This is a genomic window from Peterkaempfera podocarpi, assembly GCF_042466665.1.
Classification (GTDB): Bacteria; Actinomycetota; Actinomycetes; order Streptomycetales; family Streptomycetaceae; genus Peterkaempfera; species Peterkaempfera podocarpi.
Genome location: NZ_CP162102.1, coordinates 8,200,136 through 8,227,032, shown reverse-complemented (window position 1 = coordinate 8,227,032; position 26,897 = coordinate 8,200,136). Strand labels below are relative to the sequence as shown.

General features: G+C 69.6%; 30 protein-coding genes and 2 pseudogenes. 19 read left to right on the top strand and 13 right to left on the bottom strand.

All coding sequences use genetic code 11. The annotated features are described in order from the left end of the window. Positions 1–34: 34 nt before the first annotated feature. Entirely contained in the window at positions 35–412 is a 378-nt protein-coding gene (locus tag AB0761_RS35900) for a hypothetical protein (RefSeq protein WP_377273462.1), read from the top strand. Positions 413–445: 33 nt separating this feature from the next. Further along, entirely contained in the window at positions 446–883 is a 438-nt protein-coding gene (locus AB0761_RS35895) for a hypothetical protein (RefSeq protein WP_377273460.1), read from the top strand. Between the two features lie 378 nt (positions 884–1,261). Here the strand turns inward: AB0761_RS35895 and AB0761_RS35890 are convergent, their stop codons facing one another. After that, positions 1,262–1,549: a hypothetical protein gene (locus tag AB0761_RS35890; RefSeq protein WP_377273459.1), complete on the bottom strand. Its 288-nt coding sequence runs from the start codon at positions 1,547–1,549 to the stop codon at positions 1,262–1,264. A gap of 469 nt (positions 1,550–2,018) precedes the next feature. Next, positions 2,019–3,365 (bottom strand): MFS transporter, encoded by a 1,347-nt coding sequence (locus AB0761_RS35885; protein WP_377273458.1) that lies wholly within the window; start codon positions 3,363–3,365, stop codon positions 2,019–2,021. 71 nt (positions 3,366–3,436) lie between these two features. On the opposite strand from AB0761_RS35885, the gene AB0761_RS35880 reads away from it, so the two are divergent. Next, entirely contained in the window at positions 3,437–4,426 is a 990-nt protein-coding gene (locus AB0761_RS35880) for a GlxA family transcriptional regulator (RefSeq protein WP_377273457.1), read from the top strand. A gap of 74 nt (positions 4,427–4,500) precedes the next feature. After that, a pseudogene (locus tag AB0761_RS35875) lies at positions 4,501–4,886 on the top strand (IS5/IS1182 family transposase); the annotation flags it as partial. Between the two features lie 204 nt (positions 4,887–5,090). Here AB0761_RS35875 and AB0761_RS35870 read toward each other — a convergent pair. Continuing rightward, positions 5,091–5,366 (bottom strand): helix-turn-helix domain-containing protein, encoded by a 276-nt coding sequence (locus tag AB0761_RS35870; protein WP_377273456.1) that lies wholly within the window; start codon positions 5,364–5,366, stop codon positions 5,091–5,093. A gap of 64 nt (positions 5,367–5,430) precedes the next feature. Between AB0761_RS35870 and map the strand changes: the two genes are divergently transcribed. After that, complete coding sequence (gene map, locus AB0761_RS35865; RefSeq protein WP_377273455.1) at positions 5,431–6,198, top strand: type I methionyl aminopeptidase; 768 nt, start codon at positions 5,431–5,433, stop codon at positions 6,196–6,198. A 166-nt stretch (positions 6,199–6,364) separates the two neighbouring features. Here the strand turns inward: map and AB0761_RS35860 are convergent, their stop codons facing one another. From AB0761_RS35860 to AB0761_RS35850, 3 genes are all read right to left on the bottom strand, one after another. Then, a complete protein-coding gene (locus AB0761_RS35860) occupies positions 6,365–6,724 on the bottom strand; it encodes an Imm51 family immunity protein (RefSeq protein WP_377273454.1) in 360 nt (119 codons plus the stop codon). 49 nt (positions 6,725–6,773) lie between these two features. Beyond that, the gene (locus AB0761_RS35855) at positions 6,774–6,974 is read right to left on the bottom strand and encodes a hypothetical protein (protein ID WP_377273453.1); all 201 of its coding nucleotides are present in this window, start codon (positions 6,972–6,974) and stop codon (positions 6,774–6,776) included. 145 nt (positions 6,975–7,119) lie between these two features. Further along, positions 7,120–7,578, bottom strand: a complete 459-nt coding sequence (locus tag AB0761_RS35850; protein WP_377273452.1) for a MarR family winged helix-turn-helix transcriptional regulator — start codon at positions 7,576–7,578, stop codon at positions 7,120–7,122. Between the two features lie 82 nt (positions 7,579–7,660). Between AB0761_RS35850 and AB0761_RS35845 the strand changes: the two genes are divergently transcribed. From AB0761_RS35845 to AB0761_RS35835, 3 genes are all read left to right on the top strand, one after another. Further along, positions 7,661–9,172 carry an MFS transporter gene (locus AB0761_RS35845; RefSeq protein WP_377273450.1) on the top strand — a complete coding sequence of 504 codons (1,512 nt, stop codon included), beginning with the start codon at positions 7,661–7,663 and terminating at the stop codon, positions 9,170–9,172. Then, positions 9,169–9,837, top strand: a complete 669-nt coding sequence (locus AB0761_RS35840) for a hypothetical protein (RefSeq protein WP_377273449.1) — start codon at positions 9,169–9,171, stop codon at positions 9,835–9,837. The genes AB0761_RS35845 and AB0761_RS35840 overlap by 4 nt, the downstream gene beginning before the upstream one ends. A gap of 739 nt (positions 9,838–10,576) precedes the next feature. Beyond that, positions 10,577–11,026, top strand: a complete 450-nt coding sequence (locus tag AB0761_RS35835) for a hypothetical protein (protein ID WP_377273448.1) — start codon at positions 10,577–10,579, stop codon at positions 11,024–11,026. 63 nt (positions 11,027–11,089) lie between these two features. On the opposite strand, the gene AB0761_RS35830 is transcribed toward AB0761_RS35835, so the two are convergent. Then, positions 11,090–11,941 (bottom strand): helix-turn-helix domain-containing protein, encoded by an 852-nt coding sequence (locus AB0761_RS35830; protein ID WP_377273447.1) that lies wholly within the window; start codon positions 11,939–11,941, stop codon positions 11,090–11,092. Between the two features lie 439 nt (positions 11,942–12,380). On the opposite strand from AB0761_RS35830, the gene AB0761_RS35825 reads away from it, so the two are divergent. The 5 genes from AB0761_RS35825 (at position 12,381) to AB0761_RS35805 (ending at position 15,633) form a co-directional block, all read left to right on the top strand. Next, on the top strand, positions 12,381–12,701 hold the full coding sequence (locus AB0761_RS35825) for a hypothetical protein (RefSeq protein ID WP_377274499.1): 321 nt from the start codon (positions 12,381–12,383) through the stop codon (positions 12,699–12,701). Positions 12,702–13,191: 490 nt separating this feature from the next. Beyond that, entirely contained in the window at positions 13,192–13,653 is a 462-nt protein-coding gene (locus AB0761_RS35820) for a GNAT family N-acetyltransferase (RefSeq protein ID WP_377273446.1), read from the top strand. Positions 13,654–13,872: 219 nt separating this feature from the next. Further along, positions 13,873–14,067, top strand: a complete 195-nt coding sequence (locus tag AB0761_RS35815) for a hypothetical protein (protein WP_377273445.1) — start codon at positions 13,873–13,875, stop codon at positions 14,065–14,067. Positions 14,068–14,328: 261 nt separating this feature from the next. Next, on the top strand, positions 14,329–14,886 hold the full coding sequence (locus AB0761_RS35810; protein ID WP_377273444.1) for a hypothetical protein: 558 nt from the start codon (positions 14,329–14,331) through the stop codon (positions 14,884–14,886). A gap of 339 nt (positions 14,887–15,225) precedes the next feature. Beyond that, entirely contained in the window at positions 15,226–15,633 is a 408-nt protein-coding gene (locus AB0761_RS35805; RefSeq protein WP_377273443.1) for a hypothetical protein, read from the top strand. 271 nt (positions 15,634–15,904) lie between these two features. Here AB0761_RS35805 and AB0761_RS35800 read toward each other — a convergent pair whose 3' ends face one another. The 3 genes from AB0761_RS35800 to AB0761_RS35790 all read right to left on the bottom strand — a co-directional run bounded on the left by AB0761_RS35800 (position 15,905) and on the right by AB0761_RS35790 (position 18,648). After that, positions 15,905–16,366 (bottom strand): hypothetical protein, encoded by a 462-nt coding sequence (locus AB0761_RS35800; RefSeq protein WP_377273442.1) that lies wholly within the window; start codon positions 16,364–16,366, stop codon positions 15,905–15,907. A gap of 1,179 nt (positions 16,367–17,545) precedes the next feature. Further along, a complete protein-coding gene (locus tag AB0761_RS35795; RefSeq protein WP_377273440.1) occupies positions 17,546–18,055 on the bottom strand; it encodes a hypothetical protein in 510 nt (169 codons plus the stop codon). Further along, positions 18,052–18,648 (bottom strand): thioredoxin family protein, encoded by a 597-nt coding sequence (locus tag AB0761_RS35790; RefSeq protein ID WP_377273439.1) that lies wholly within the window; start codon positions 18,646–18,648, stop codon positions 18,052–18,054. Before AB0761_RS35790 ends, AB0761_RS35795 begins: the two co-directional genes overlap by 4 nt. Before the next feature lie 563 nt (positions 18,649–19,211). On the opposite strand from AB0761_RS35790, the gene AB0761_RS35785 reads away from it, so the two are divergent. After that, positions 19,212–20,180, top strand: coding sequence for a TIGR01777 family oxidoreductase (locus tag AB0761_RS35785; RefSeq protein WP_377273438.1), 969 nt, complete (start codon positions 19,212–19,214; stop codon positions 20,178–20,180). Between the two features lie 197 nt (positions 20,181–20,377). Here AB0761_RS35785 and AB0761_RS35780 read toward each other — a convergent pair whose 3' ends face one another. Both AB0761_RS35780 and AB0761_RS35775 read right to left on the bottom strand, forming a co-directional pair. Continuing rightward, the gene (locus AB0761_RS35780) at positions 20,378–20,644 is read right to left on the bottom strand and encodes a hypothetical protein (RefSeq protein WP_377273437.1); all 267 of its coding nucleotides are present in this window, start codon (positions 20,642–20,644) and stop codon (positions 20,378–20,380) included. An 81-nt stretch (positions 20,645–20,725) separates the two neighbouring features. Continuing rightward, the gene (locus AB0761_RS35775) at positions 20,726–21,457 is read right to left on the bottom strand and encodes a CDP-alcohol phosphatidyltransferase family protein (RefSeq protein WP_377273436.1); all 732 of its coding nucleotides are present in this window, start codon (positions 21,455–21,457) and stop codon (positions 20,726–20,728) included. Positions 21,458–21,564: 107 nt separating this feature from the next. Here AB0761_RS35775 and AB0761_RS35770 point away from each other — a divergent pair, with 107 nt between their 5' ends. The 5 genes and pseudogenes from AB0761_RS35770 to AB0761_RS35750 all read left to right on the top strand — a co-directional run. Next, entirely contained in the window at positions 21,565–22,557 is a 993-nt protein-coding gene (locus tag AB0761_RS35770) for a zinc-binding alcohol dehydrogenase (RefSeq protein ID WP_377273435.1), read from the top strand. Positions 22,558–22,649: 92 nt separating this feature from the next. After that, positions 22,650–23,048, top strand: a complete 399-nt coding sequence (locus AB0761_RS35765; RefSeq protein WP_377273434.1) for a 6-pyruvoyl tetrahydropterin synthase family protein — start codon at positions 22,650–22,652, stop codon at positions 23,046–23,048. Positions 23,049–23,095: 47 nt separating this feature from the next. Continuing rightward, positions 23,096–24,166 carry a glycosyltransferase family 4 protein gene (locus AB0761_RS35760; RefSeq protein WP_377274497.1) on the top strand — a complete coding sequence of 357 codons (1,071 nt, stop codon included), beginning with the start codon at positions 23,096–23,098 and terminating at the stop codon, positions 24,164–24,166. Then, the gene (locus AB0761_RS35755) at positions 24,094–25,017 is read left to right on the top strand and encodes a class I SAM-dependent methyltransferase (protein ID WP_377273433.1); all 924 of its coding nucleotides are present in this window, start codon (positions 24,094–24,096) and stop codon (positions 25,015–25,017) included. The genes AB0761_RS35760 and AB0761_RS35755 overlap by 73 nt, the downstream gene beginning before the upstream one ends. After that, positions 25,017–25,841, top strand: a pseudogene (locus AB0761_RS35750) (lysylphosphatidylglycerol synthase transmembrane domain-containing protein); the annotation flags it as partial. The gene AB0761_RS35755 and the pseudogene AB0761_RS35750, both read left to right, overlap by 1 nt. On the opposite strand, the gene AB0761_RS35745 reads toward AB0761_RS35750, so the two are convergent. Then, complete coding sequence (locus tag AB0761_RS35745) at positions 25,842–26,849, bottom strand: RibD family protein (protein ID WP_377273432.1); 1,008 nt, start codon at positions 26,847–26,849, stop codon at positions 25,842–25,844. Positions 26,850–26,897 lie beyond the last annotated feature (48 nt).

Genomic DNA, 26,897 nt, shown 5'->3' with positions numbered 1-26,897 from the left:
GCTACTCAGTGACTCCGAACTCGTCTGTCTTGCTGTGGCCCAGGCCCTGCTCGGGTACCACTCGGAGGCCCAGTGGCTGCGCAACGCGAACAAGCACCTACCCGCCGTGTTCCCGTACCTGCCCCAACGGCCCGGCTACCACAAGCGGTTGAAGGCCGCGGTGCCGCTGCTCAAGCACATGATCCGAGAGCTCGCCATGGACAGTGACTTCTGGACGGACACGGTATGGGTCGCGGATTCCACCAATGACACCCTCAACGGGCAGCTTGACCTAGCGCGACACGGTGGTCGAACTTTCGAGGGCGTAGCCGTCCGAGTGACCCAGCGCGTGCCCGCGATGACCGTCGACATCTGGCGCAACAATCTGACTGGCGCAGCAGTTGTCCGCTCACTGATCGCCTATGACCACTGATCACATCGGAACCACTCGTCTAGCCTGTGATCCATGCATCAGCCCCGAAGGCGCGACCGGCGCCTGGCCCGCCGTGTGCCGCCGCAACCGGCCCGGCGCCAGGCCTCGCAGCTCACGGTCGTCGGCGCGGATGTGGTCCTGGTTGGCTACTTCTCTGCGAAGCAGAAGGACTTCGCATCGCTCATGGCCTCGGCAGCCAGAGAACTCGTAGCGCGCGGCGCTCGGGTCGTCGGGCAGATCGTGCAACGACGAGGCGTCTCGGACGGCGGGGTCCAGAAGATGAGCCTGCCCTACTCCTCGCGGACTCTGCTGAGTCATGGAAAAGTCCGTGAGCTAGCTCAGGCCTGCGACCAGGCCAACGCTGACGCCGTGATCTTCGTTACCTCCTTGACCGAGCGCCAGCAACGCACGCTGACAGCCATGCTTGGCCGCCCCGCTGTGAGCCTTCCCGACATCCTGACTGCCGACTGACCGCTCACTCGACGCGGGCTTGTGAAACAGGCCCTCCCGCAGGTGGCCCGCCGGTCACCGACCGCCCTCCCTGATCCAGTCCATGCAGGACCCCACGGCAAGTATCGGTGCCAGGACGAGCACGGGGAGACCGATCAAGGCCGACGCCCGGGAAGCCAGAAAGGGACCCACCGGCGAAGGCATGCAGCCCCCCACCGACCAGCCGACAAGGACGGCCATCCATGAGATCACGACGATCAGCGCAGCCCGCGCAACTACTCTCCCGATCACAACGTGAGCGTATCTGTGCGGGCGGTGTAGCAGTTTTGGGCGGCGTCCTGCCCGGCCCGGGGTCGAGCACGGCCTGGGCACGGGCCGGACTAGCCGTGAGTACGCGTTTCACTCGCCGTATGGGATCCGGACGAAGCCTTCCGTCCATTCGTCGTCATCAACGTGGTAGGGGACGACCATGAAGCAGTCCGGCTCGTCGCGAAACCCTGGGAGTAGGCGGGCTCGTCGGATCCGGTCCTGGGCCTTCCGCTCGGAGGAGTAGATGCCCAGAAGCTTGACGTCGTCGCCGTCCTGCTCATCGATGTGAAGGCTGCCGCCCTCATCGGTGTGGATGGTCCGGCCGTCCGGGCCGGCCTCGTTCTGGTGGCCTACGTGCCATAGGGGATAGACGATCACGGCGCATGCTACCGCCTCGCCTTCAGCCCATCCGGCGGCCTCGAGAACGTCGGCCCGCAGCGCAACGCCCTGGACGCCACGGTCGAGCGGATCCTCGACGACACCGCTCTCACCTCATCCGGCTGGACACCCGCCCCATGACGCCCTGTCCTGCATCTGCGGGAGCCATGCGGCCCGACATCCGCGGCCAGCCCGGTCAACTGACGCAGAACTTCCTCACGAGGTGCTTGGTGCCCGTCAGGAGGGTACGGACCTCGGAGATGTCGCCCTGGCTGGTGTGCTGGATGCCCTGCACTTCTCCGCTGAGCACCGTGTCCCTCGTGCGGTGAGGCTCTCGGCCGTGCCGACCGCCATCCCCGCCTCGTGCGTGGTCTTGCGCAGGGGGCAGCGGATCGGCAGGCCGTGAGTGGGCTTCTCGCCGGGGTCCGGCCGCAGCTTCCGGTTGAGCCCTGAATGGTCGCGGGTCCGCTCATTGTCCGCCGGAACCGGCCGGCGCCCCCGGACTGCCACCAGCCGTGGGAGCGGCGCGGCGCAGCGTGCGGATTGCCGGGGTCGCAAACAGCGCGACGCAGCCTGCCAGGCAGGCTGCCGCCGATACCAGCAGCAGCCGCCCCGGGGAGGCCAGCGCAATGGCCGGACCGGCCAGTATCTGGCCGAGGGCGATCCCGGAGACCGAGCCGGCCAGCTCGTAGGCGGAGACCCGGTTGAGTACCGCGGGCGGGGTGTGGGTCTGCACGCTGGTCGCCCACATCACTGACCAGAACGCCAGGGCGCCGCCACCGAGGATGTGGCCTGCCAGCACGACGGGCAGTGGGGTGCCCAGTGCCACGCAGAGCGGCAGCACGGTGTACAGCACCATCGCCGCCGCGCCGGCGGCGAGCGGCCGGGCCGGGCGCAGCCGCAGTGCCAGCAGGCCACCGAGTACCGTTCCGGCGCCGAGGAAGGAGACGGCAAGGCCGTAGGCGTTCGGGCCGAGCCGGGTGTCGATCAGTGCGGAGCTGAGGGGTACCAGCGGGCCGAAGAGCAGGACGCCGTAGCCCATCCAGATAAAAATCACCGCCCACATCCAGGTGCGTGCGCGGAACTCACGCCAGCCCTGGTGCAGGTCGCGTCGCAGTGCACTGCCGGTGCTGGCGCGGGAGCCGGGGTCGGCCGCGGCGCCGAGGGCCGTGTGGGCCGGGGTGAGTCGGATGAGTGCCAGGCACAGGGCGCTGAGCAGGAAGGTGGCGGCATCGACCGTGTAGACGGTTCCGGCGCCGGTCAGCGTGATCAGCAGCCCCGCCAGGGCTGGGCCGAGCAGTTGGGTGAGTGCGTCGGCGACCTTGAGTACGGCGTTGGCCCGCTGCGGCTCGCGGGCGACCAGCGGGACCATCCCGTTGACCCCCGGCTGGAACATGGCGACGGCCGCACCGGCCAGGGCTGCCATGGTCACCAGCAGCCAGAAGGGCGGCGGCCCTGCGAAGAACGCAGCCGCCAACACACCTTGGGTGAGCACCCGGACGAGGTCCGCGCCAACCATCGTCCGGCGCGCGCCGAGCCGGTCGGCGAAGACCCCGCCGAACAGGACCAGGACGACGAACGTCCCGGTCCAGGTACCGAGGACGAAGCCGACCCCGGAGATCCCGTACAGCGTGCCGATGGCGAGCGCGGCGGCCACCGGCATCATCGCGTCGCCGAACAGCGAGACGGTACGGGCGGTGAAGTAGAGCGTGAAGCGCCGGTCCCACAACGGGGGCCGAACGGACGTCTGGGAGGCGGCCGTTGGCGGATCGGTCCGGGTGGCCTGGGGCTGGGGTTGAGGCTGCGTGGTGGTCACCGTACAGATGCTGGTCTGGACCAATCGACCATTCCAGTGTCCCCAACGACATGATGGGGTACTTTCGCGCCATGACGCCCCGTCCGCTGCCCGAATCCCCCACGCCGCACCGGGTCGTGGCCCTGCTGCAGCCCGCACAGTCGGCCTTCCTGCTGGCCTGCGCAAACGAGGTGTTCGGGGACCACAGCCCGGCGATACCCGCCCGCTACGCGTTCGAGCTCTGCACCGAGCACCCAGGTCCGGTGCGCAACCAGGCCGGCTACGACCTGCTGGTCACCGCGGGTTTGGAGGCGTTGGAACGTGCGGACACCGTGCTGGTCCCCGGCTGGCACCAGCCGGCCGGCACCCAGGTGCCGCCGCCGGTGATTGCAGCCGTCCGCCAAGCGCACCAGCGCGGCTCGCGGATCGTCGGCCTCTGCTCGGGCGCGTTCGTACTCGCCGCCGCCGGACTGCTGGACGGGCGGCGGGCCGCCACCCACTGGGCGCAGGCCGCCGAGCTCGCCGCCCGGTTCCCACAGGTCCACGTCGACCCCGCGGTGCTCTATGTGGACCACGGCGACATCGCCACCAGCGCCGGATCGGCGGCCGGCGTGGACCTGTGCCTGCACCTGGTGAGCGCCGACCAGGGCGCCGCGTACGCGATGCGCATCGCCCGGCAGATGGTGATGCCGCCGCACCGCGAAGGCTGCCAGCTGCAGTACACCGAACAGCCCACCAGCGGACCGGTCCCCGACTCGCTGGCCCCGCTGCTGGAATGGCTGGCCGGGCGACTGGACCAGCCGGTCAGCGTCGCCGAGATGGCGGTCCGCTCCCAGGTCTCGTCCCGCACACTGACCCGGCGCTTCACCGAGCAGCTGGGCATCAGCCCCGGGCGCTGGCTGCTGGATCGACGCATCGCCGCCACCCGGGCGCTGCTGGAGGAAACCGACCTGCCCGTGGAAACCATCGCCCACCGGGTCGGCCTTTCCTCGGCCGTCAACCTGCGCCGGCGCTTCCACGACGCCCTGCACACCACACCCGCCGCCTACCGCCGCGCCTTCCGCACCAGCAAGATCGAGTAGGCCGAAGCCCGGCAGAATCCCGCACTGGATGCGCTCGGCGTCGTCGGCCACCGTCGACACAGGCCCGGGCTTCGCTGTCCGCGGCCATTGAGCTCCTGGCCGCGCTCGCCCCCGCCTCGCCCTCGCCGAAGCGATGACGGTCCCCGCCACCAAGGCGCTCGTCGTCCTGGACGGCACCCTGCTGCCCATCGACCGCATCGCCGCCGACCGCCCGTCCTCCTCGGGCAACCACAAGAAGCACGGCATCAACGTCCAGGTCCTCACCGCCCCTCTCCCAGCCTTCGGCCGGGAGACGCCCGCAGACAGGCCGATCCGGGCACCACCGGCCCCGCCGGGCGCCGTCCACGATGTCAAAGCCGCACGCACCCACGGCATCCCCCAAGCCTTGGAAGAGGCGGGCACCCGACATTGGGTCGAGGCGTACCAAGGAACCGGACCCGCCGTCCGCATCCCCTACCAGTGGGCGCTGAGGCAAACTCTCCGCAGGCCGGCCGCGGACCGCCGGTGCGGAACGTGACGGCGATGGCGTCCATCCCCTGCCGACGACCAACCCGCCGCCCACCACGCCTGGGCGACCGGTCGGCAGCAACGGCTCAATCGTCGCCCGGCCTGCCCGCAGCAGACCCCGGACCCTCTCGGAGACAGCCGAACCCGCCGTGGAGGCTCACGCGGAGAGGGACTGGTGATCGCCGGAGTCGTCCTGGACACAGGCAGCAGCCAGTTCGTCCAAGGACACCCCCAGCGCTGCGGCCAGGGCCGCCACGGTGAAGAAGGCCGGAGTAGGCGCCCGACCGGTCTCGATCTTGCGCAGCGTCTCCGCCGACACCCCCGCCGCTGCGGCGACCTCCACCATGCTGCGGTCGCCGCGCGCCCGACGCAGCAGCGCGCCGAACAGCTCTCCGCGCTGCCGTTCCTGCGGGGTCAAAGGAGTTCTCACCATATCCGTGATACTAATACCGGTATAAGAATTGGATGCCGGCGAGTGAGACAGGGAGTCGCAGGACATGGTGGAAATCAAGACCGACGCGGCGCTGGACGCGATGCGGGAGGCCGGGCGCGTCGTGGCCCACGCCCTCGCCGCCGTCCAGGGAGCCGCAGACATCGGGGTGTCCCTGCAAGAGCTGGACGAAGCAGCTCGCACCGTTCTGAGCGAGGCCGGGGCACGCTCACCCTTCCTCGGCTACCAGCCCCCCTTCGCCCCCACCCCCTTCCCCGCGGTGATCTGCACCTCGGTCAACGACGCCATCGTTCACGGCATCCCCACCGGCTACCGCCTACGCGACGGCGACCTGGTGAGTATCGACTGCGGCGCGGAGCTCGACGGCTGGACCGGCGACGCCGCCATCACCTTCACCGTCGGCACCCCAAGGCCCGCCGACGTGGACCTGATCAACGCCACCCGGCGCGCTCTCGAGGCCGGCATCGCCGCAGCCCGACCGGGCAACCGCATCGGCGACATCTCCCACGCCATCGGCGCCGTCGCCCGATCGGCACGCTGCGGCATGCCCGCCGACTTCGGCGGCCACGGCATCGGCCGCCGTATGCACGAAGACCCCCACGTCCCGAACCATGGACGCCCCCGCCGCGGCTTCCCCCTCCGCCACGGCCTGGCCCTGGCCCTCGAACCGATGCTCATGGCCGGCGGACGTGACGACTACCGCACCGGCGCCGACGGCTGGACCCTGCACACCATCGACGGCAGCCGAGCAGCCCACATCGAGCACACGGTCGCCATCACCGACGAAGGACCCCGCATCCTGACCCTGCCCTGATCCGGACAGCGAACCGGCGCCCCTCCCCACGTCAACCCGCACGGCCTACGCGGACCCGCGGGTCCGGGCCCGGAACCGTTCCATCACACCGTTGAGTCCCCCCTCAACCACCTCAGTCTTCGCGAACTCGCGTGGGTTCAGGCCCGGCTCGGCCCCGCGCAGGGGTTCATCGAAGAAGGAGCCCTGGGTCGGCCGCCGAGATGTACTCGCCGAGCAGTTCGCGGTCGTGGAAGGCGGAATGCAGGATGACAGCCAGGTCCGTGAGGACCTTGAGGTCGGTGCTCGTCACCACGAAGGAGCCGGCCTCCGATCCGAAGTCGAGCTTGTCGACACTTTCGGGCATGCGGGAGCGGACCAGCGACTCGGCCAGGCCTTCCCAGCCGTGACCGTGGCTCTCGGCGTTGTGTTCCTCGAAGACGTCGGCGACCTGCTCCATGTCGCCGTCGGGGAGCCAGAGGCAGTGGGAGGGATCGGACTCGCTGCCTTGGTCCAGGCGGAACGGGGCCAGGGCTGATGCGTCGGTCATGCGGCGATGGTAGTGATGGCCGTGTCCCGACACCGGACCGAGTGGCTTGTCAGGCTGAGCGAGTGTGCATCCTCGCCACCCCGGCCTTGGTGCGAGCGACACGGTGGGACTTGGTGCCGGTCGCGATGATTGCGCCGTTGATGGTGAGCCGGTCGACGACGGCGGCGCAAAGGTGCGCGTCGGTGACGGCCTTCGTCCGGCCCAGCCCGTCCTTCGTGACCCATGCGCAGATCGCAAGGCCGCTGATCACAACCCGGGCGACGTAGGGGTTGGCGCCGTAGTCGAAGTCGGCGAGTCACTTCCGGCGGGGGAAGCCAGCTGAGCGGATCCGTCGTTCCCAGCGCCGCCGGTCGCGGTCCTCGCCCTCGGCCATCAGGGTGCCCGCCCCCAGCCAGTCAGTGCTCCTGGACGAGGAGCGCCATGAGGCTGAGGAGCTGGCGCCTCTGTGCAGCGGTCAGAGGCGAGAGGAACTCGCCCTGGATGCCGTCGATGACCTTGTCGAGGTCGAGAAGCCGTGCGACTCCCTGCTCGGTGATGGTGACGATCTTCCGTCGTTTGTGCGCCGGGTCGATGGAGCGCACGACCAGGCCGCGCGTTTCGAGTTCGGTCAACGCTGCCGTCACGTCGCTTCGGTCGATCCCGGTGTTGCGGCCGAGCTCCGCCTGACTCGCGGGGCCCCATTCCTCGAGGGCCGCCAGGAGTCGGTAGTGGTAGCTGCGCAGGCCGTCGCCGTGCGCCTCGAAGCCGGCGTTGAGCAGTCCCGACGAGCGTGCGTGCGCCCTGCTGACCAACCAGGTTGCGCGGTCCTGGAGTCGCGTGGGAGTGCGGCCGGTGTGGGCGTGGGGCTGGGGCACGTCGCAAGAGTAACAGTTGTGGGCGCCACCAACATTGGCTATGTTGGGTAGACCAACATTGGCACTGCCAACATAGGGGGTCATGGTGACCGCTGATCCCGTTCCACCGACGCTGAAGACCTGGCGCGGTCGGCGGATCCTCGCGCTGCTGTGCGCGGTCGCGTTCCTCGACTTCGTCGACGCGTCGATCACCAACGTGGCGCTTCCCCGCATCCGGACCGCCTTGGGGCTCTCGGTGCAGAGCCTCCAATGGGTGCCTTCGGCGTACCTGCTCACCTACGGCGGACTGATGTTGCTGGGAGGTCGCCTCGCCGACCTGCTCGGTCGCCGCAAAGTGCTGCTCGCCGGCACCGCGCTCATAGGACTGTCCTCGCTGGCCGGCGGCCTCGCCGCTGATGCAGGTGTCTTCATCGCGGCCCGGCTCGCCCAGGGTGCGGGTGCCGCGCTCATGCTCCCGGCAGCACTGTCCACGCTCACCACCACCTTCACCGCACAGCGGGACCGTCAGTCCGCGCTGGGGGTATGGGCCGCAGTCGCCGGACTCTCCTCCGCAGTCGGGATCCTGGCCGGCGGCCTGCTGACGCAGGGGCCGGGGTGGCGGTGGGTCATGTTCGTCAACCCGATCGCCTGCGTACTGGTCATCCCTGCCGTTCTGGCGCTGGTGCCCCACGATCGTCCCGCTGCACGCACATCGCGATTCGACCTGCTCGGCAGCATCGCGGTGACCGGCGGGATGCTGCTGCTGGTCTACGCCCTCATCAAGGCACCCGACCAAGGCTGGGGGGCCGCCCGCACATGGTGGGAGCTGGCCGGCGCCGCCGTACTGCTCGCCGGGTTCGTCATCATCGAACTCCGCACTCCCGAGCCGATCCTGCCGCTGAACCTCTTCCGTGTCCCGGGACTGGCGGCAGCGAACCTGACCGGACTGATCGGCTTCGCCGGCATGCTCTCGATGTTCTACTTCCTGACCCTCTACATGCAAAACGTCCTGGGCTACTCGCCCATCGCGGCCGGAGCCGCGTATCTGCCGCTCACCGTGGGCGTCGGGATCGGCGCAGGCCTCGGCTCGAAACTACTGACCAAGATCGGAAGCCGAGCGGTGACCAGCGCCGGTGCACTGATCGCCGCAGCCGGCCTGCTCACCCTCAGCCGAGTCCCCGTGGACGGCGGCTACGTCGTGCACGTTCTCCCCGGGCTGCTTCTCGTGGCCCTGGGTGTCGGGCCGGTGTTCGTCGGGGTGACCACCGCAGCCAACGCCGGTGTCGGGCCGAGCCGAGCCGGAGCCGCCGCCGCGATCCTCAACTCGGCCCAGCAGCTCGGCGGAGCCCTCGGCCTGGCGATCCTCTCCGCCGTCTCAGCGGCACGGATCCACCACCTCCTCTCCGCGGGCGTCGCCATGCCCGCCGCGACCACATCCGGTCTGCGCCACGCCCTCGCCGCCGGCGCAGCATTCGCCGCCGCCGCGGCGCTGATCGCGCTGACGATCACCAACACCCGCGGGGACCCCCACGAGGCGCAGCACCTCGAGCCCCCTGACGGCCACCCGCACGCCGCGGCCGATCTCGAACCCACCACCAAGGAGATGCACCCGTGAACGACGCACACAATCCGCCCCGGCGGGTCCTCATCGTCGGCCGCAGCCCCAGCGTTCTGGTCGACGCGGTCGAGATGCTCCGCGCCAGGGGCTACTCGGCGGACGCGACCAACCAGTTCGACCGCGTCCTGGAGGACTACGACGTCAACGACCTCGACGTTCTCGTCTTCGGCGGCATGGTCCCGCCCGACACCAAGCAGCACCTGCGCAATGAGGTCGCCGAACGCAACCCACGGGTGACCTTCGTCCAGGGACTCGCCGGCATCGCCGGCGTCATCGCCGCCCAGGTGGACGCCGTCACCTCGGCCGATGCCGCCGATCACATCACCTACGACAGCGCCCGCCGAACCGTGCAGCTCACGCTGCCAGCTCCCGTCCACGTCACCGTCCAGGCCTGGTGGGGCACCTCGTTCACACCGCCGGAGCCCACGAGTACGTCCATGCTCCTCTGGGACGACCCGCTCGACGCCGGGTCCCACACCATCCCTGTGCCGGATCAAGTCCCCGCCGCGGCATCCTTCGCCACGGTCACCGCCGGCTCCGTGGTCCGCGTCCTCACCATCGGCGCCATGCCGAACACCGTCGTTCGCATGGCCCCCACATCCGCCCGCGACCAGCGACTCCCGGAAGTCAGCCCGATCACCACCAGAAGCGATGACAGGTAACCCGGCGGGTACCGGGCCGCACGGCGAGGCGCGGGTCAGGACGCTGCGAGGGCAGCGCGTCATCAACCTCCTCGTCCGTTCGCTGCTGCGCACTGCGGGCCTGTCCCGGATCGTCGGCGGCCGACTGGTCACCCTCTACGTCGTCGGACAGAAGTCGAAGCGTCGCTATGCGATCCCGGTGGCCTACCTTCCCGACGGCGACGACCTCCTGATCGGCACTTCGTTCCCATGGGGGCGTAACCTGCGCACCGGCGAACCCGTTCTGCTGCGGCTCAAGGGCAGACTGCGTTCAGCAGGCGTGCGCGTCGACACCACGGAGTCCGAAGTCGTCCGCGCCTACGCCCACATGGCACGCATGAACCCCACCTTCGCGCGGTTCAACAGCATCCGCATCGGCGAGGACGGCCGGCCGGACCCCGGCGATCTCCGGCTGGCCTGGCTCGGCGGAGCACGAGTGATACGGCTTCGCCCCCGGACCAGCGACGTGGGGCAGCGTGCGGGTGGCGTTCGTCAGGAAGCCGGGTGCGCTGGACCTCGTCCACGGAGGCCTGCAACTCGGCCGTCAGGTCCACCGCGTCGGTGGGCAGCACTCGCGTGCCCGGGGCGTGCAGTCGCCCGGCCCTCTGCAGAGCTTGACCTTGACAGCCCGAACGATCAAGGCCGACAAGGGAGTTGGCGCATGCCATGATGTGCGGGCGATCACCGCGATTGTCATGGTCAGCATCCCGGGAGGCCCCCTGTGCGAGTCCCGCGCATTGCCAAGGCCGCGGCGGCTCTCAGCATCGCCGCAGCGATCACGCTCGCGGTTCCCTCGCCGGCCCAGGCCGCGGTCGTCGGCAAGCTCAGCCGCACCATCTACCTGGCCGGCGCCTCGGCCGGATATTTCGATATTCCCTATTCGGGCGACGTCTCCTGGGACGTTCCGGCCGACGGCTGGTACCTGTGGTCGTTCTCCCCGCTTCCGGACGGCTTCTCGCCACGGTCGATCTACCTCGCGAAGGACAGGTACCAGGTCAAATGCTGGTTCGACGGCACCTCGGTCGACTGGCAGGACGGCTATGACTACATCGGCTGGTGCCAAATGAATCGCGGGTCGGACAACTCCGAGGTCCGACTCCCCTACAGCGGCTTCATGCACTTCGATATCCCGGAAGGCACCTACACGTTCTCGACCCAACTCGCCGAGTAGGTCAGGACCGCCGGCTCCTGCCGCAGGACCCCGTGGCGAACGCGCCGGGCGAAGGCCGGCCTGTCACCAGAAGCGGGGCTGGCCGGGGATGCTCTCCAGGTCGGAGAGCACGAGCTCCCGGTCCTCGGGGTCCGCGATGTCATCGGCGGCAGCGAGAGCCTGCTCGGTCCACATGCGGGCATGGTCCTTGTTCCCAGCGACGGCGCTGGCGCGGGCGAGGGCCTCGTAAGCGAAGGCCAGGTCCCAGTCCCCGATTCCGTTGGCGCGGCAGGTGTCCAGGCTGCGCTGCGCGTGGTGGAGCGCCGGTTCCCCGCGTCCGAGCACGGCGTAGACACGGGAGCACTGCCATTCGCCACGGCTGAGGTTGACGGCGGCGCCGACCTGCCCCCAGTGGTGCCGGGAGGCGTGGGCCATATGAAGCATCCGGTCGTCGTCCTCGACGGTACGGTCCTCCTGCTCCAGCAGGCGCCAGACCCCGTTGAACAGGTCGACGGCGAGTTTCCGCTCGTCTTGCGCCGCGGCTTCGGTCTCGGGCTGATGGTCGATCATGTCGGTACTGATTCCTTCGCTGATGAGATGATCGGTGCGGTGCAGGGCGCTTCGGACGCGGTCCAACCGGGCCTGCAGCCTTCGGCGGTGCTGGATGAGGATGCGTTCGCAGGCGGCCGCCTGATCGTCGGTGGCTGCGAGGCACATGCGGACCTGCTCCAGCGGGACGTCCACGGAGCGCAGGATCTGGATCAGCCGGGCCGTTGCGGCCTGCTCGGCCCGGTAGTAGCGGTATCCCGTGTCGCGATCGACGGCGGCGGGCTCCAGCAGGCCCACCCGGTCGTAGTGCCTCAGGGCCTTGGTGGTCAGACCGGTCCGGCGGGCCAGCTGGCCGATCGTGACCAGTTGGCCCGCTCTCTCGCTCATGCGCCGAATCTAGAACCTTGCCCCAGGGCAACCTCAACCAGGATCCGCAGACCCGTTGCCGAATATCGAAGAGTGCGGCCCTGGCCGGTCGGCGGCCCGGGAGCTGGGCCGCGGCAAAGGCGGGCTTCTCCTGGCCCCGCCGGCGCGACAGAGAACGGCTGTCAGGCCGGGGTCTGGTTGAAGGGCAACCGCGCCGCTGCCCGGCGGACGCCCACGAACGCGCAGAAGCAGCTGACGGCGCCGGGGATGCGCTGAACATAGCGGCCCAGGTATGTCGGCCTGTCCGGACGGGCGTCGAGCACCCCGCCCGGCGAGTGCGCACGTGCACGGCCAGCCTCGCAGACGTACGGATATTCCGTTGTGCCTCCGCGAAGGCGGCCATACGTTTGCCTGCATGTCCTCCTTGCGCCTACGTCTGCGTCGAGCCCTGCCCGAAGCCATGCGCGCCCGCGACAAGGTCACGGTGAGCACCCTGCGCTCAACCCTTGCCGCGCTGGACAACGCCGAGGCCGTTCCCGTGGACGAAGCCGCGCTCCGCGGCCTGGCCCTCGAGCAGTCACCGGTCGGTGCCGGAACGACGGAGACGGCACGGCAGGAACTGAGTGAGGACACCGTCGAGAACATCGTTCGCGCCGAAGCCATCGAACGGCTCCAGGCTGCGGAGCAACTGACGGCCCCTGCCTACGCCCAACGGGCCGCGCTGCTCCGTGCGGAGGCGGCCGTACTGCTGCGGTTCCTCGACAACCCCGGCGGCGAGTAGGGCGCCGGAGGACACCGATGTCCTCCCGGGCCGGGCCCAAGACCGACATCGCCGCCGACTCACCCGTCCGCGCCCGGGCAGGTCACCCTGCCGAGCCAAGCCCGCAGGGGCGGTCGCTCTCCGGCACCGCCGCCGCAGCTCAGCTCCGCCCGGTGCCGGGCCGCCCCCTCGCCTGATTCGCCCTCGAGCCTGGGCCCGCCGACGGCGAGGCGTCGCACCGGACAGGCAACGCCGTCACCGCCGCCTCGGCGCCTGGTGCGCGAAGGCCGTCCACGACGGCCAGAAGCAGCACAGCGGCCTGGATGCGACCCTGCACCGGCAACGGCCACGGCGCCTTCACCGAAGGCAGCCTGCTCGGCTCGGGCCTGAAGAGCCGCGGTTCCTGGTGCTGTGACCGGAGCGATCACCGGATGTCCGGCACGGAGTCGGCGGTGGCCGATGGCCTTGAATTCGGATGCGGCTCGACCGGTGACCTGCGATGGTCTCGCCCGTGAATAGTGATGACGTTGTTCTTCGTCGTGCAGGTGACGCCGACGCGCTCGACGCGGCCGATGTGTGGCTGCGTTCCTTCACTGCTGCGCTGCCGTCGGTACACCGCGCGCACGACGATGCCGAGGTACGGGCCTGGTTCTCATACGTTGTCGTACCGCAGCACGAGACCTGGGTGGCGGTCGTCGAAAGCGGTGTGGTGGGGCTCTTGGTGCTCGACGGCGGGGAGTTGGAGCAGCTCTACCTCGAGCCATCGTGGCGCGGGCGAGGGTTGGGCGACCGATTCATGGCCCTGGCCAAGCAGCGGCGGCCGGACGGGTTGGCGCTGTGGACGTTTCAGGTCAACGCAGCGGCGCAGCGGTTCTACGAACGGCACGGCTTCACCGAGGTAGAGCGAACGGACGGACTGCGCAACGAGGAGCGAGAGCCGGATGTCCGCTACGTCTGGCAGCCCCAGGAGTAGCACTGGGTGAGCAGAGCGATCAGAGCGCTGGGGTGAGGGGTCTGCCTCCCATCGGAGGCCGGTCTCGCTTGGGATGCAGGCGCGTTCGCGGCATTGGACGGTCGGCACGTCGAGGTGGCGGGCGTTGGCGTTGCGCCAGTGCAGGCAGTCAGGCGTTCAGGGCGCGGGTCTGTGCGGCGTGGTTGCGGTGGTGGGAGTCGACTCTTCAAGAACCCGACCATGCGCATCCGCGTCGGCCAGCCACAGGACGGCGTCCTCCAGCCACTCCAGCCCGAGCACATCACGGACGCCGTCGCCGCGGTCACCACACCGGCGGACCGGCCGATCCTGGCGCCGCCCGCCGTCCTCGCGGCACGACCGGGCACGATCCGCCGCCTGCACTTCGGCGACCTCGGCATCGGCAACCCCGCCTGACCATCGACCGAGTCCGACCGCTGAACGAGCTCACCTTGCAGGCGGGGTCAGACGACAGATGATGCACACCGTGCGGCCGCCCGGAGCCAGATCGTTCCCCTTCGTGCACCGCGCGTGGTTCCCATGACTCCGTTCACTTCTGGGGACAGCGTTTGCGAGTTTGAACCCGCGTCCGTCGATCTACTCGCTCCGAGATGTTCGCGAATCTTGTCACCGCTCGGTGTGCCGCGAGCTCCTCGGGGTGTCTAGGGTTGGGGTTCTATGCGACTGATCGAGATGGAGATCGCCCGACGAGACTGGCAGCGCATGATCTGCGGGTGTGGCAAGCATGCAGGCCACCTTGCCGAGAATCTTCTGCGCCTTGCGGGCCACGGACCGTCGCCGGAGCCGAGCCACGTCAGCTTCGAGGAGCATGTCTGGTCTCCGGTAGGTCTCCGGGAACCCGCTCCGGTGGTGGCTTCCGTGGCGCTGGCTGCTCTCGCGGGGGACATGGATCTGGCGGCTCGCCAGTGGTTTCTGGATCTCCTCCATTCCTTGGTGGCAGGCGAAGGAACGGATTGGGTGTCGGCTGGGCGAGGGCTTGACCTTCCAAAGATGTGCCAGGACGTTGCCGTCCAGGGCATGTGGCTCCTCTACGAGGAGGTGATGTCGAACAGATCGGTGAACACTGCCGGCACCGCGTTCGAGATTCTGACGGTGGTGGAGCCTGACAGGGATCGACTGCAGCGAGTTCGAGAGATCGCGGCCGCCTGGCTTCCTGTGTGCTGCCGGACCGGTCTGTGCGACGAAGACTTTGATCGTTCTGATGGGTCGCGTTGAGGATGCGCCGCCCGCCGTCCCCAAGGGCGGCGGGCGAGCCGAGGGTGCGCAAGTTTCGCTGGCAGTGGCATCTTCTTCCAGGCTCCGGCCAGGCGGAGTCCTCCGCTTGGGGCGCACCGTCCGGTGCGTGATACCGCACTTGCGCTCCAGAGCCCGCATCGACTCGCCCGCACGGTGGTCACGCCGGATCGCCGCGTACGACTCCACCATCGACTGACGCGACAGGATCAGCTCCTCTCGCCTCGTGAGCAAAGACAGTCCCCAACTGGTCCTCGGCGACAGCCTCCTGGCGGCCTCACAGGGGTGGGTGCGCTCAGGATTTCTATTAAGGATCCGCACATGACAGGCTCGATCGCGCCGGTGCAACGGGAGGACGACGCGGTGGGTGTTTTCGTCTCCATCAGGGGTTGGCTGGAGTGCGACGAGCAGCAACTTGCCGCCATCAAGCAAGTGATCGCGAACCACTCCGACGAGCACTACAGCGGCGGCTGGGGCTTTCCTGTCCGCCACTTCAACTGGACCTACTACGTTTTCTACGGCGGCGATGTCCGTGAGTCTGCTGTGGACTGGTTCATGGATCAACTGCAGTCGATGGCCGCGATCCCTGCTTCCGACGAGGACGGGGATCGGGTCCAAGGGCTGTTCGTAGCGAGCAGCGAGGTGGCTCCGCAGGTCGAGTGGCAGGTGCGGGATGGATCTGTGATCACCCAGCCGACGGATCACCGGCATGGCTACCTGGCCGAATAGCACGGGCTTCGCGGCAAGTCCCGAGCTTGGGAAGGCCCTTGACCATCCCGGCTGTGACCTCCGGAACCACTGACCTGCGCTTCCTCGCGGGCCTGACCGTGATTGACCCTGGCTGACCGCCCGGTGCCGCCTGTACGGGCACGGCACCCTCAGAGCAGCCGCCAACCCCAGCGGCGTTCGCACCCTCAGGGTTTCACCGACAACGGCATCTACTTGCACCCGAGACACCGATTGCCATTATCCAACAAATTTGGAGCCATACATCCTGTGCTCACCGGGGGCACTGAGTCCATGAGCCGACGAAGAAGTACTCGATTTGGAGATCCGCCCTCTCGTCGGCGAGCCCGACCGCCTCGGTCATTGAGAGTAGATTGTGGACGCACCTGACGAAGCTGTGCACGTCCGACCGAAGCAATTCATCAAGTCCTCCAATGATCACAGCAAGTGGTGGCTCATCTTCAGACATTTGGAGATCCCAGAGGCGATCACTGTAGGCAGCCCAACTACCTGCGCCAATCTCCGAGAAATCGAGTCTGTTGCTGAGTTCAATCAGTAGTGCTTCTTCGGAGTTTGACACATTCTGTGGAAATTTCACCTGAACTACTCGGAATCCCATTACCGCAACCCTGTCAACAAGTGAATTTTCGAGAGGCGACTCTACGAGGTACGGCCTGGGCCACAGCCATGGCAGCTCGCTCGCCAAATCAATCCACAATCTTGGAGTCTTTGACATCGCGCTCCTCTACATCTCTGAATGGGCGGGCGGTCGCCTCGCATTCGGGTGTTTCACGTACCCTTTGGCACTGTAGCCGCGTTCCGCTGAGCCGCGCTGCCCAACGGCCGCACTTTCTCAACCAGTGCTGACGCCGCCAGTGATGGTCAGCATGGGCAAGCACTGGTCGATGTTTCACGCCCAGCGACGACCCTGGGATTCGATCCCTTGGAGCTGCTTCGCGTCCGCGCTCCAACTGGCCCCGCGACGGTCCGCGACTGCGGTTTGCGCTGTCGGATTCATCACCTTAATGCGCTTCAGGTCGTTATGTCCTGCTCGAGAAGAACCTTTACCGCTCAAGCAACGTCGCCAGGCAATGGCCCATTCATGCGGTTAGGCTATTGTCCGACGCGGCGGGTCACCTTCAGACCAGACAGCTGGATATCCGACAACAGGACCAACTCTATGGAACCCTCCAGAAACACCAACAGCACCCGCTCTCTTGATGTCGTGGCGGTTCAATGTCGGAAACTGGCCACAGCCTCGCCGACATAGATGAAGCTGGGATGGATCACCTCGTCTTCAGTCCCCCTAGGAACCAGTTCCAAGTGCATATCCTGCACCGCACTAACCGCCCACCGGAGATCCTCTCGGAATCCTGTGTCTCTGGCTTACTCTTGCGCCTCGAAGATCTCCTTGACTGAATCCCAATCATCGGCTGGCTCGAACCAGCACCGGAACCAAGGTTGGTCAACCTCGTTGAGCAGCAAGGTCCCCAAGTGTCGATCCCCAAAGATAAGGAGCCACGATCTCACCTCTCCAGAGCCGCTCAAAAATACTCCATCCAGAACCCGCTCGCGATGTCTTGTCCAATTTCCTAAAGAGGAGTCCCGAACCTCACTACTCAGTGCTAGTGTCCGGACCTGCGTGATTCTTGATGAGAAGTCCCGAATCCAGAAAAGGCGATTTTTCCGATATCTGGGCGAGATCCACGACCGCCAAGAGGACTATGTGGGACGGATCGGGATTTGCATCCTGCCCAAGTCCTGGACCAACAACCCTGAGCGGGATCCTGCGCCACGGCCCCCCGAGGAGGAGCTTCACGACCGCCCGCACCACGCCGGGGAGCTGGTCCTGGGCACCGAGGCCAAGAGGAGGTCTGCGGCGGGGCACCGCAGGATCCGTCGGCCGACGCGTTGTTCAGCCGAGCCTCAGCGGAATCGTGTGATCCGTGACGGGTGGGAGGCACTGGGTCCTGCTGCAGGCGCCGTAGCTGACGACCACGGCGGCGTCACGACTGGAGCCGGTCCTCCTCACCGGCACGCTGACCGTCACCGGCCCGTCCGGATAGACGGGGAGGCTGACGTCAAGGGCGTCGAACCGCAGTTCGCGGACTGGGACGTTCGCCGACGGCGCGCCGGTCGCCTGCAGCGCACCCCGGACGGTCACCGTGGTGGGGACACCGAGCCCGTCGACGCCTCCCTCGGGGAGATCGATGCTGTAGAGGTGGAAGAGGCTCCGCTGTGGTGTGAAGGTGACGTCCATCATCTCGTCGCTGCCGGACTGCTCCTTCAGTACGACAGTGATACCCACTCCGTTGGCGTCGAAGTTTGCTGTCGGCTGCGGCGGACGGTCGGCCCCGCAGCCGCTCAGGAGGGCAGCGGCAGTCGAGGCGGAGAGCAGCGCGGTCCACCGGGCTCGGTTGTTCACCGGTCGCCGGCAGTGGCCCAGCGGGTCAGGAAGGCGCTGACCTCGGCTGGGCTCATGGTGCGGGCGTTGGAGAAGGCTCCGTCGTCTGTGGCGGTCCGTACGTTGCCGTCAGGGGCCAGTACGACCAGTGCCGGGATACCGCTCGTCTGCAGATTGACGAAGTCAGCCGCGAGATCGAGGTTGTGATCGAACTTGCCGACGTCGACGGCAACGACGTGGTAGTCCCTGCGCAGCAGGGGCTCGACCTGCTGCGAGCGAAACAGCTTGTCCAGAACCTGGCAGTCCGGGCACCAGTTGGCGCCGAAGTCGAGCAGTACCGCTCGGTGGTCGCGGGTGGCCTGGCGGAGAGCGGCCCGAATGTCCTCGCCTGCGTTCCGGGTGGGGTCGTAGCCGTCGGGGAGGTGGGGTTCGGCTGCTGAGGTCGAGGGGGAAGCCTTGGTGGCGGAAGCCGCAGGTGCAGCCGGGCGGCTCGATTCGGGCGCCGCCGTGGTCGCTGCGGCGGGGGCCTGAGCGGACGTGGCGGTGGAGGCGCAGCCGGCCAGAAGAGCGGCAGCGGATATCGCCGCCATGAGGCCGAGGCGTCGACGAAGCATAGGGTCCCCTCATCGGATGATCGGTTGCAGGAGAATAGCGGCAACGGGGCGTCATCGTGGAGCTGCGCGGCAAGAACGGCAACAGCGGGCCGGGCCCTGAGAAACAGCTTGGCGCGCCCGGCTCTGGCGCACCGTCGGCAGGCCTCGCCGTCGCCGGTGGCAAGGCGTCCCCGCACCCGGCCCAAGGGACAGGCTGCGGCGAGGTCGTCCTCCACTTGCCGGGTCCCGGCTCTCCAACAGGAGCGCCGGCTACCAGCGCCACGCATCGTGAGCTACCCGCAAGGCCTCCGGAGCAGCGCCGTGGGCCTCAGCCACCGCACCCCCGCAATGGCACTCGTCCCTGGCCGCGCCGGGAGTCACGTGATCGAACCGGACAGGCTCATGAACGAGGCCTCCCAGGGCCCTGCACGCCAAGTCCCGGACGGTGAAGACCGTCATCCGGCAGGTCGACCGACGTCCGGCGTCGTGCGCGCCACGGCGAGGTCGGCTCGCTTCGAGGCTCGATTTTGAACACGTTCAACACTTTGGTCTAGGCTCACCCCGAGACGAATGAGGGGTGGCCGATGAAGATCGTGATTCCTGGTGGGACCGGACAGGTCGGCACGGTCCTGAAGCGTGCACTCGACGCCGCCGGCCACGAGGTCGTGATTCTCACCAGACGTCCCGAGCGCGAGGGCGAGGTCCCATGGGACGGTAGGACCCTGGGGCCGTGGACGGCGGCGGTCGACGGCAGCGATGTCGTGATCAACCTGGCCGGACGCACTGTGAATTGCCGATACACGGCGGCCAATCTGCAGAACATGATGGACTCCCGGGTCGACTCCACCCGGGTCGTGGGCGCCGCGATCGCCGGCGCTGCCCGACCGCCCCGGATCTGGCTGCAGATGAGCACCGCCACGGTGTACGCGCACCGCTTCGACGCCCCCAACGACGAGGCCACCGGCGTGATCGGCGGCACCGAACCGGACGTTCCGGACTACTGGGCATACAGCGTCGAGATCGCCAAGGCCTGGGAGCAGGCTCAGCAGCAGGCCGAAACGCCGGCCACACGCAAGGTCGCCCTGCGCTCCGCCATGGTGATGAGCCCGGACCCGGGCGGGGTCTTCGCCGTCCTGCTGGGACTGGCCCGCCTGGGTCTCGGCGGCCCGGTCGCCGGCGGAGCGCAGTATGTGTCGTGGATACACGAACACGACTTCGTGCGCGCGGTGGAGTTCCTGATCGACCGGGAGGACATCGCCGGGCCGGTGAACCTGGCAGTCCCCCATCCCCTGCCGCAGCGCGCACTCATGCGCACCCTGCGCTCCGCGTGGGGTGTACCGGTGGGGCTCCCGGCAACCAAGTGGATGGCCGAGGTCGGCGCGTTCGCGCTGCGCTCCGACACCGAACTGCTGCTGAAGAGCCGCCGCGTCGTCCCGGGCCGACTGACCCAGGCCGGCTTCGACTTCCAGTACCCCCAGTGGCCACAGGCCGCCGAGGACCTGGTGCGTCGGGTGCGCAAGCGGGTCGGGGGCGGGGCCGGTCCGGGCCGGTGAACGTCACCTCGGCGAGCTTCGCCACCGACATGCCCTGAGCGGACGCAGCACCATCTGCGCGCGCCGCCACGGTATACCGAGTCGGTGCCTCTGCGGATGATCCGCAGCAGTCCTCGGCCCTCGGCGTCATCGGTCTCCCGCACGCGCGCGCGTTCAGCCCGTCGGCGACCGAGGGCCGGCCGGCAGCATCGGCCGCGTCACATCACCCGGCGTGTACGCAGCTCAGCGAGCCATGTGTGTATCTGCTCGTCGTCGTGCAGATAACCGCCGCTCCCAGCCGCAGGGAGATCGATTCCGTGGAGGAGGTTGAGGGCCCACCAGGAAAGGGCGTCCCAGGCGAGCTCGTCCTCGGCCACCCATCGTGCGGCCCAGCGGTCGGCCTCATCACGGGTCAGCCGGCCCTCGGCCAGCGCAACGAGGCACTCGGTGATCTCATCAAGAGTCGGCTGGTGGTCGCAGTCCACATGCTGACCGTACAGGCAGGGCGAATCGTGCTGCTCGGAGCGCTCTTAGCACTGGGTTCCCTGGTGCAAGGGAACCTCCGGTCAGGAGCCCACGGCCGTATGCCGGCCCGCCACGCGCCACAGCCATCCGATGTCGCGTCCGAAGGACCAGATGAGCAGCGCCAGGGCCAGGACGAGGGCCGCATACTCCACGAGTGAGGGAAGGATCTCCGCGGAGACCGCGAGCAGGACGATCCCCTGAAGTGCCGCCACCGTCTTGCGGGCCATGCTCGGCGGCAGCGGCCCGCGCAGCCACGGCAGTGCCCTGGCCGCCGCGATGAATGCGTACCGCATGGCGCCGATCAGCAGCACCCACACGCCCATCTCGGTCGCGACGTGAATGCTGAGCACCAGGATGAGGACCGCGTCGACCTCCATGTCGAAGCGCGCACCCAGCGCCGACGCCGTCCCGGTGCGCCGTGCGACGCGGCCGTCCACGGCGTCCAGGACCAGCGCGACCGTGGTGAGGGCGACCAGCACCGGGACCGGCGGCGGAGCCTCGAAGGAGTTCGCGACCAGCGCGGTCACGCCCCCGACCAGCGTCATCCGGGCCAGGGTGACGCAGTTGGCCGGGCCGAAGGCCCGTGTCCACGACCGGAGAGCGAGGGTGAGCAGGCCCCAGGTGACGACCGCGAACACCAGGCCCGCCAGCCATCCGGCGAGCCCCAGGCCGACGGCCGTGCCGAGCAGCACGAGCAGGAGCAGCTGCGCGCCCATCCCCGCTGTTGTCTCCTGGCGCAACAGCCTTGTGTCGTAAGCGTTGAACGGGGCCACCGTGCACCCTCCGGCTGTGTGGCAGAGTCGATCAGTGTCGCGTACCGTGAACGCGGTCCTCGCATGTCAGTACGTGAATCATCACCGGATTGTTCAGGAGGATCCCGATGACGCGGGCCGCACGCGCCTTCTGGCTCGACTCCCCCGGCCGCGGCGAGATCCGGGACGTCGCTCTGCCGGATCCCTCCGCCGACGAGATCGTGGTGCGTACGCTCTGCTCCGGTGTGAGCCGGGGAACGGAGAGCCTGGTCTTCCGCGGCGGTGTACCGGAGAGTCAGCGGGCCGTGATGCGGGCGCCGTTCCAGGACGGCGAGTTCCCCGGACCCGTCAAGTACGGCTACCTCAACGTCGGGCTGGTGGAGGAGGGGCCGTCGTCCCTGCTGGGGCGCACGGTCTTCTGCCTGTTCCCCCACCAGACCCGCTATGTCGTACCGGCGCAGGCCGTGACGGTGGTGCCCGACACGGTGCCCGCCCCCCGGGCCGTGCTCGCGGGCACGGTGGAGACCGCGGTGAACGCCCTGTGGGACGCCGCGCCCCTGGTCGGCGACCGGATCGCCGTGATCGGCGCGGGCATGGTCGGCTGCTGCGTCGCCGCCATCCTTGCCCGTTACCCCGCCGTCCGGGTGCAACTGGTCGATGCCGATCCCACCCGCGCCGAGATCGCCAGGAAGCTCGGGGTCGACTTCGCGCTCCCCGAGGACGCCGCCGACGGATGCGACCTGGTCGTCCATGCCAGCGCCACCGAGGCCGGACTCGCGCGTTCCCTGGAGCTTCTCGCGCCTGAGGGGACGGTCCTGGAACTGAGCTGGTACGGCGACCGCCGGATCAGTCTGCCGCTGGGCGAAGCCTTCCACTCGGGCCGCCTGGTGCTGCGCAGCAGCCAGGTGGGCGCGGTCTCCCCGGCCCGGCGGTCCAGCCGGACGTACGCGGACCGGCTGGCGCTCTCCTTCTCCCTGCTGGCCGACCCCGCGTTCGACTCCCTGGTGACCGGCGAATGCGACTTCGAGCAGCTGCCCGAGGTGCTGCCCAGAATCGCCGCCGGCGACCTCCCCGGACTGTGCCACCTGGTCCGGTACGAAACTGCCGCGGATTCCGCGTGAACTCCGGCGCCGTGCGCTGAACGGGGAGCGGCGACCGGCCGTACTACTGCAGGACACCACCCTGCAGTGGCTTTCACATGGAGGAGCATCCGTTGTTCAGCGTCACCGTCCGTGATCACATCATGATCGCCCACAGCCTCCGCGGAGAGGTCTTCGGACCCGCGCAGCGCCTGCACGGGGCGACCTACCTCGTGGACGCCACGTTCCGCCGGGCCGAGCTGGATGCCGACAGCATCGTCGTCGACATCGGCCTGGCCACTCGGGAACTCGCTGCCGTGGTCGGTGAGCTGAGCTACCGCAACCTCGACGACGATCCCGGCTTCGCCGGGGTCAACACCACCACGGAGGTCCTCGCCAGGACCATCGCCGACCGGCTCGCCGACCGGGTGCACAGCGGGGCGCTGGGCGAGGGCGCCCGCGGCCTGGCCGGCATCGCCATCACCCTGCACGAGTCCCATGTGGCCTGGGCGAGCTACGAGCGGACGCTGTGACGCGTTCCGACGCCACCGGGAGGCCGGGGCGCTCGGTGCACATCGTCATGCCCGGTGGCGTCGACGACCGGACCGCGCCCAGTGGCGGCAACACCTATGACCGCCGGGTGTGCCAGGAGCTGCCCGGTGCCGGCTGGACGGTCCGGGAGCACGCCGTCGCGGGCTCCTGGCCGCGGCCCGCGGCGGCCGCCCGCGCGGAGCTGGCCCGTACGCTCGCGGAGCCGGCCGACGGCTCCGTCGTGCTGGTCGACGGCCTGGTGGCCTGCGGCGTGCCCGAGATCGTCGTCCCCGCGGCCCGACGGCTGCGGCTGGCGGTGCTGGTGCATCTTCCGCTGGCCGAGGAGACGGGACTCGACCCCGCGGTGGCGGCGGACCTGGACGCCCGCGAGCGCAGCGTCCTCGGCGCCGCGGCGGCGGTGGTGGCGACCAGCGAATGGGCGGGGCGCAGACTGGTGGCCCACCACCGGCTGGCCGCCGACCGGGTCGGCGTCGCGGCGCCCGGCGCCGACATCGCGCCTCCGGCGTCCGGCACCGACGGCGCCTCCCGGCTGCTGTGCGTCGCCTCGGTCACCCCGCGAAAGGGCCAGCACCTGCTGGTGGAGGCCCTTGCGGCCGTCAGCGACCTGCCGTGGAGCTGCCTCTGCGTCGGGGCACTGCACCAGGACCCCGACTACGCCGCCGGGCTGCGCGCGCTGGCGGGGAAGCTGGGCGTCGGCGACCGCCTCCGGCTCGCCGGTCCGCGGCACGGCGCGGACCTGGACGCCGGTTACGCCACAGCCGACCTGCTGGTTCTTCCCTCGTACGCGGAGACCTACGGCATGGTCGTCACCGAGGCGCTCGCGCGCGGCGTACCCGTGCTGGCGACGGATGTCGGCGGAGTTCCGCAGGCGCTCGGGCGGGCGCCCGACGGCACGGTGCCCGGCATCCTCGTACCGCCCGGGGACCCGGCGGCGCTTGCGGCCGCGCTGCGCCGCTGGTTCGGCGAGCCGGGCCTGCGCCGCCGGTTGAGGGCGGCGGCAGCTGCGCGGCGTGCGGCGCTGGACGGGTGGGAGAGCACGGCGGGGCGTCTGGCCGATGTGCTGGAGCACCTCCGCCGGGAGACCCGGAGGGCCGCATGAGTACGGCTGACGCACCTCGCTACACCCCGGAGTGGCTGCGGTTGCGGGAGGACGCCGACGCGGCCGCCCGGGCACAGGACCTCCTCGGCCCGCTGCGACGCCGGCTGGCGGACCGGCCGCAGCGGAGCACGGGGCTGGTGATCCGCGATCTGGGCTGCGGCACCGGTTCCATGGGACGCTGGCTCATCGCCCGGCTGGACGGCCCTCAGCACTGGCTCCTGCACGACCGCGACCCCGATCTGCTCCGCCGGGCCGCGGCTCTGACGCCCCGCACGGCCGCCGACGGCAGCCGTGTCACCGTCGCCACGGAACCCGGTGACATCACCCGGGTGACCGCGGCCGACCTCGCCGGCACCTCGCTGGTGACGGCCTCCGCCCTGCTGGACCTGCTCACCGGCGACGAGGTGGAGGGGCTCGCGGAGGCCTGCGCCGGGGCGGGATGCCCTGCCCTGCTGGCGCTCTCCGTGGTGGGGCGTGTCGAATTCACGCCGGGCGATCCACTGGACGCCGCACTCCGCGACGCGTTCAACGCCCACCAGCGCCGCAGCGACGGTGGCCGCCGCCTGCTCGGGCCGGACGCCGTCACGGCGGCCTCCGAAGCCTTCATGCGGCGGGGCGCGACGGTGCTGGTGCGCCCCAGTCCCTGGCGGCTCGGCTCCGGCGAGTCCACGCTGACGGCCGAGTGGCTGCGGGGATGGGTCGGCGCGGCCTGTGAGCAGCGACCGGAACTCTCGGTGCGCGCCGACGCCTATCTGACGCGACGTCTTGCGGCCTGTGCTGCCGGAGAGTTGCAGGTGGTGGTGGGACACAGCGACCTGCTGGCGCTGCCCGGGCCGGCGGGAGGAGCCTGATGATGCCGCGCACGGTGCGGACCCGGCTCCCCGCGCTCGTCGGAGCGGCGATCCTTGCGGTGCTGCTGTGGCGGCTGGGCACCGGCGCCTTCCTGGACGGACTTCGAAGGATCGACGGTCCCACGCTCCTGGCCGCTCTCGGCCTGGGCCTGCTCACCACCGTGTCCAGCGCCTGGCGCTGGTGTCTGGTCGCCCGGGGTCTGGGCATCCGGCTGCCGCTCGGCCGGGCGGTCGCGGACTACTACCGGGCGCTGTTCCTGAACGCGGCGCTGCCCGGCGGCGTCCTCGGCGATGTGCACCGGGCGATACGGCACGGGCAGAGCACCGGGGACGTCGGACGCGGCGTCCGCGCGGTGGTGCTCGAACGAGCCGCAGGGCAGGTCGTCCTGATCGCGGTCGGCACAACGGTCCTGCTCTCCCAGCCCTCCCCCGCTCTGGCCGGGACCCACCGCCTCGCCACGGCGCCGGTCACCGCGGCGGCCCTCGCCGTGGTGTGCGGACTGCTGGGCCTCGCCGCCGTACGGCTGCGCCGAAGGTCCGGCACCTCGCGGCGGGGCAGGGCTGTCCGCGCAGCACTGGCCGACGTACGTCGGGGGTTGCTGGCCCGGAGCAGCTGGCCGGGGGTGCTGATCTCGTCCGCGGTGGTGCTGGCGGGGCACCTCGGCACCTTCCTCCTCGCCGCTCGGGTCGCGGGATCCGCCGCGCCGACTGCCGAGCTGATGCCCCTTGCGGTGCTGTCGCTGCTCGCCATGGGGCTGCCGCTGAATGTCGGCGGCTGGGGGCCCAGGGAGGGAGTCACCGCGTGGGCCTTCGGCGCCGCGGGCCTAGGCGCGGCTCAGGGGCTGACCGTCGCCGTGGTGTACGGAGTCCTGGCTCTCGCGGCGAGCCTGCCCGGCCTCGGTGTGCTCGCCGGCCGGTGGTTCGCCGGGCTGAGGCGTCCCCAGGTCGAGCTCGAAGAGGGTGTCACCGCCGAGGGCGGCACGGCGCACCGGCGGACGCGGCGCGTTGCGCATCACCGACGGGCCGGCGAAACGCAGCCCCGGGACGCCGTCACCCAGCAGCACCGGCGCGACGGTGACGTACAGCCGGTGCAGGGCCCGGTCCTGCAGGAAGCGGGACACGGTGACGCCGCCGCCCTCGACCAGTACCCGGCCCAGGCCACGCCCCGCAAGGGTGCGGACCAGGCGCCGGGGGGTGAACGCGTCGCTGTCCGGCAGGACCAGGACGTCGACGCCGTCCGGCACGTCCTGCTTGCGGGCAGCGCCCGCGCCCACCACCCACAGGGTGGGCGCTGACCCGTCGGTGAACAGCCCGCACCGCAGCGGTACCCGGCCGTGCGGATCGAGGACGACACGTACCGGGTCGGCGCCCGCACAGGCGCGCACCGTCAGTCGGGGGTCGTCCGCGACCACCGTGCCGACCCCGACGACCACCGCGTCGGTGAGCGCACGCAGCCGGTGCAGATGGCGGCGGTCCTCCTCGCCGGTGACATAGTCGGCGTCGCCCGAGCGGGTCGCGATGAAACCGTCCAGGCTCTGTCCGAGCTGTGCGCAGACCAGTCGCGGACCGGCCAGGCACAGCGGAAGATAGCGGTCGGCGAGCAGCGCCGCCCCGGGCGAGGCGTCCTGCCCCCAACGCCTGATCCCGTCCGCCCCGAGGACCAGCCCGGCGGCCTCCGCGTCCGCGACGGAGCGGATGCCCAGCAGCCGCTCCCAGGCGTCCTCCGGCCCCAGCGCACCAGTCGGGTGCTGGGTGGTGCCGTCGGTGCTCGCTCCCGTCGGGAGGTTGCGGACCGGTCCTCGGGCGTCGGCGGGGTCGGGCGATCGAGTCATGGATGCCTTTCGTCGCGGTCGACGGAGGGGGAGCCGTTGATGCGCTCG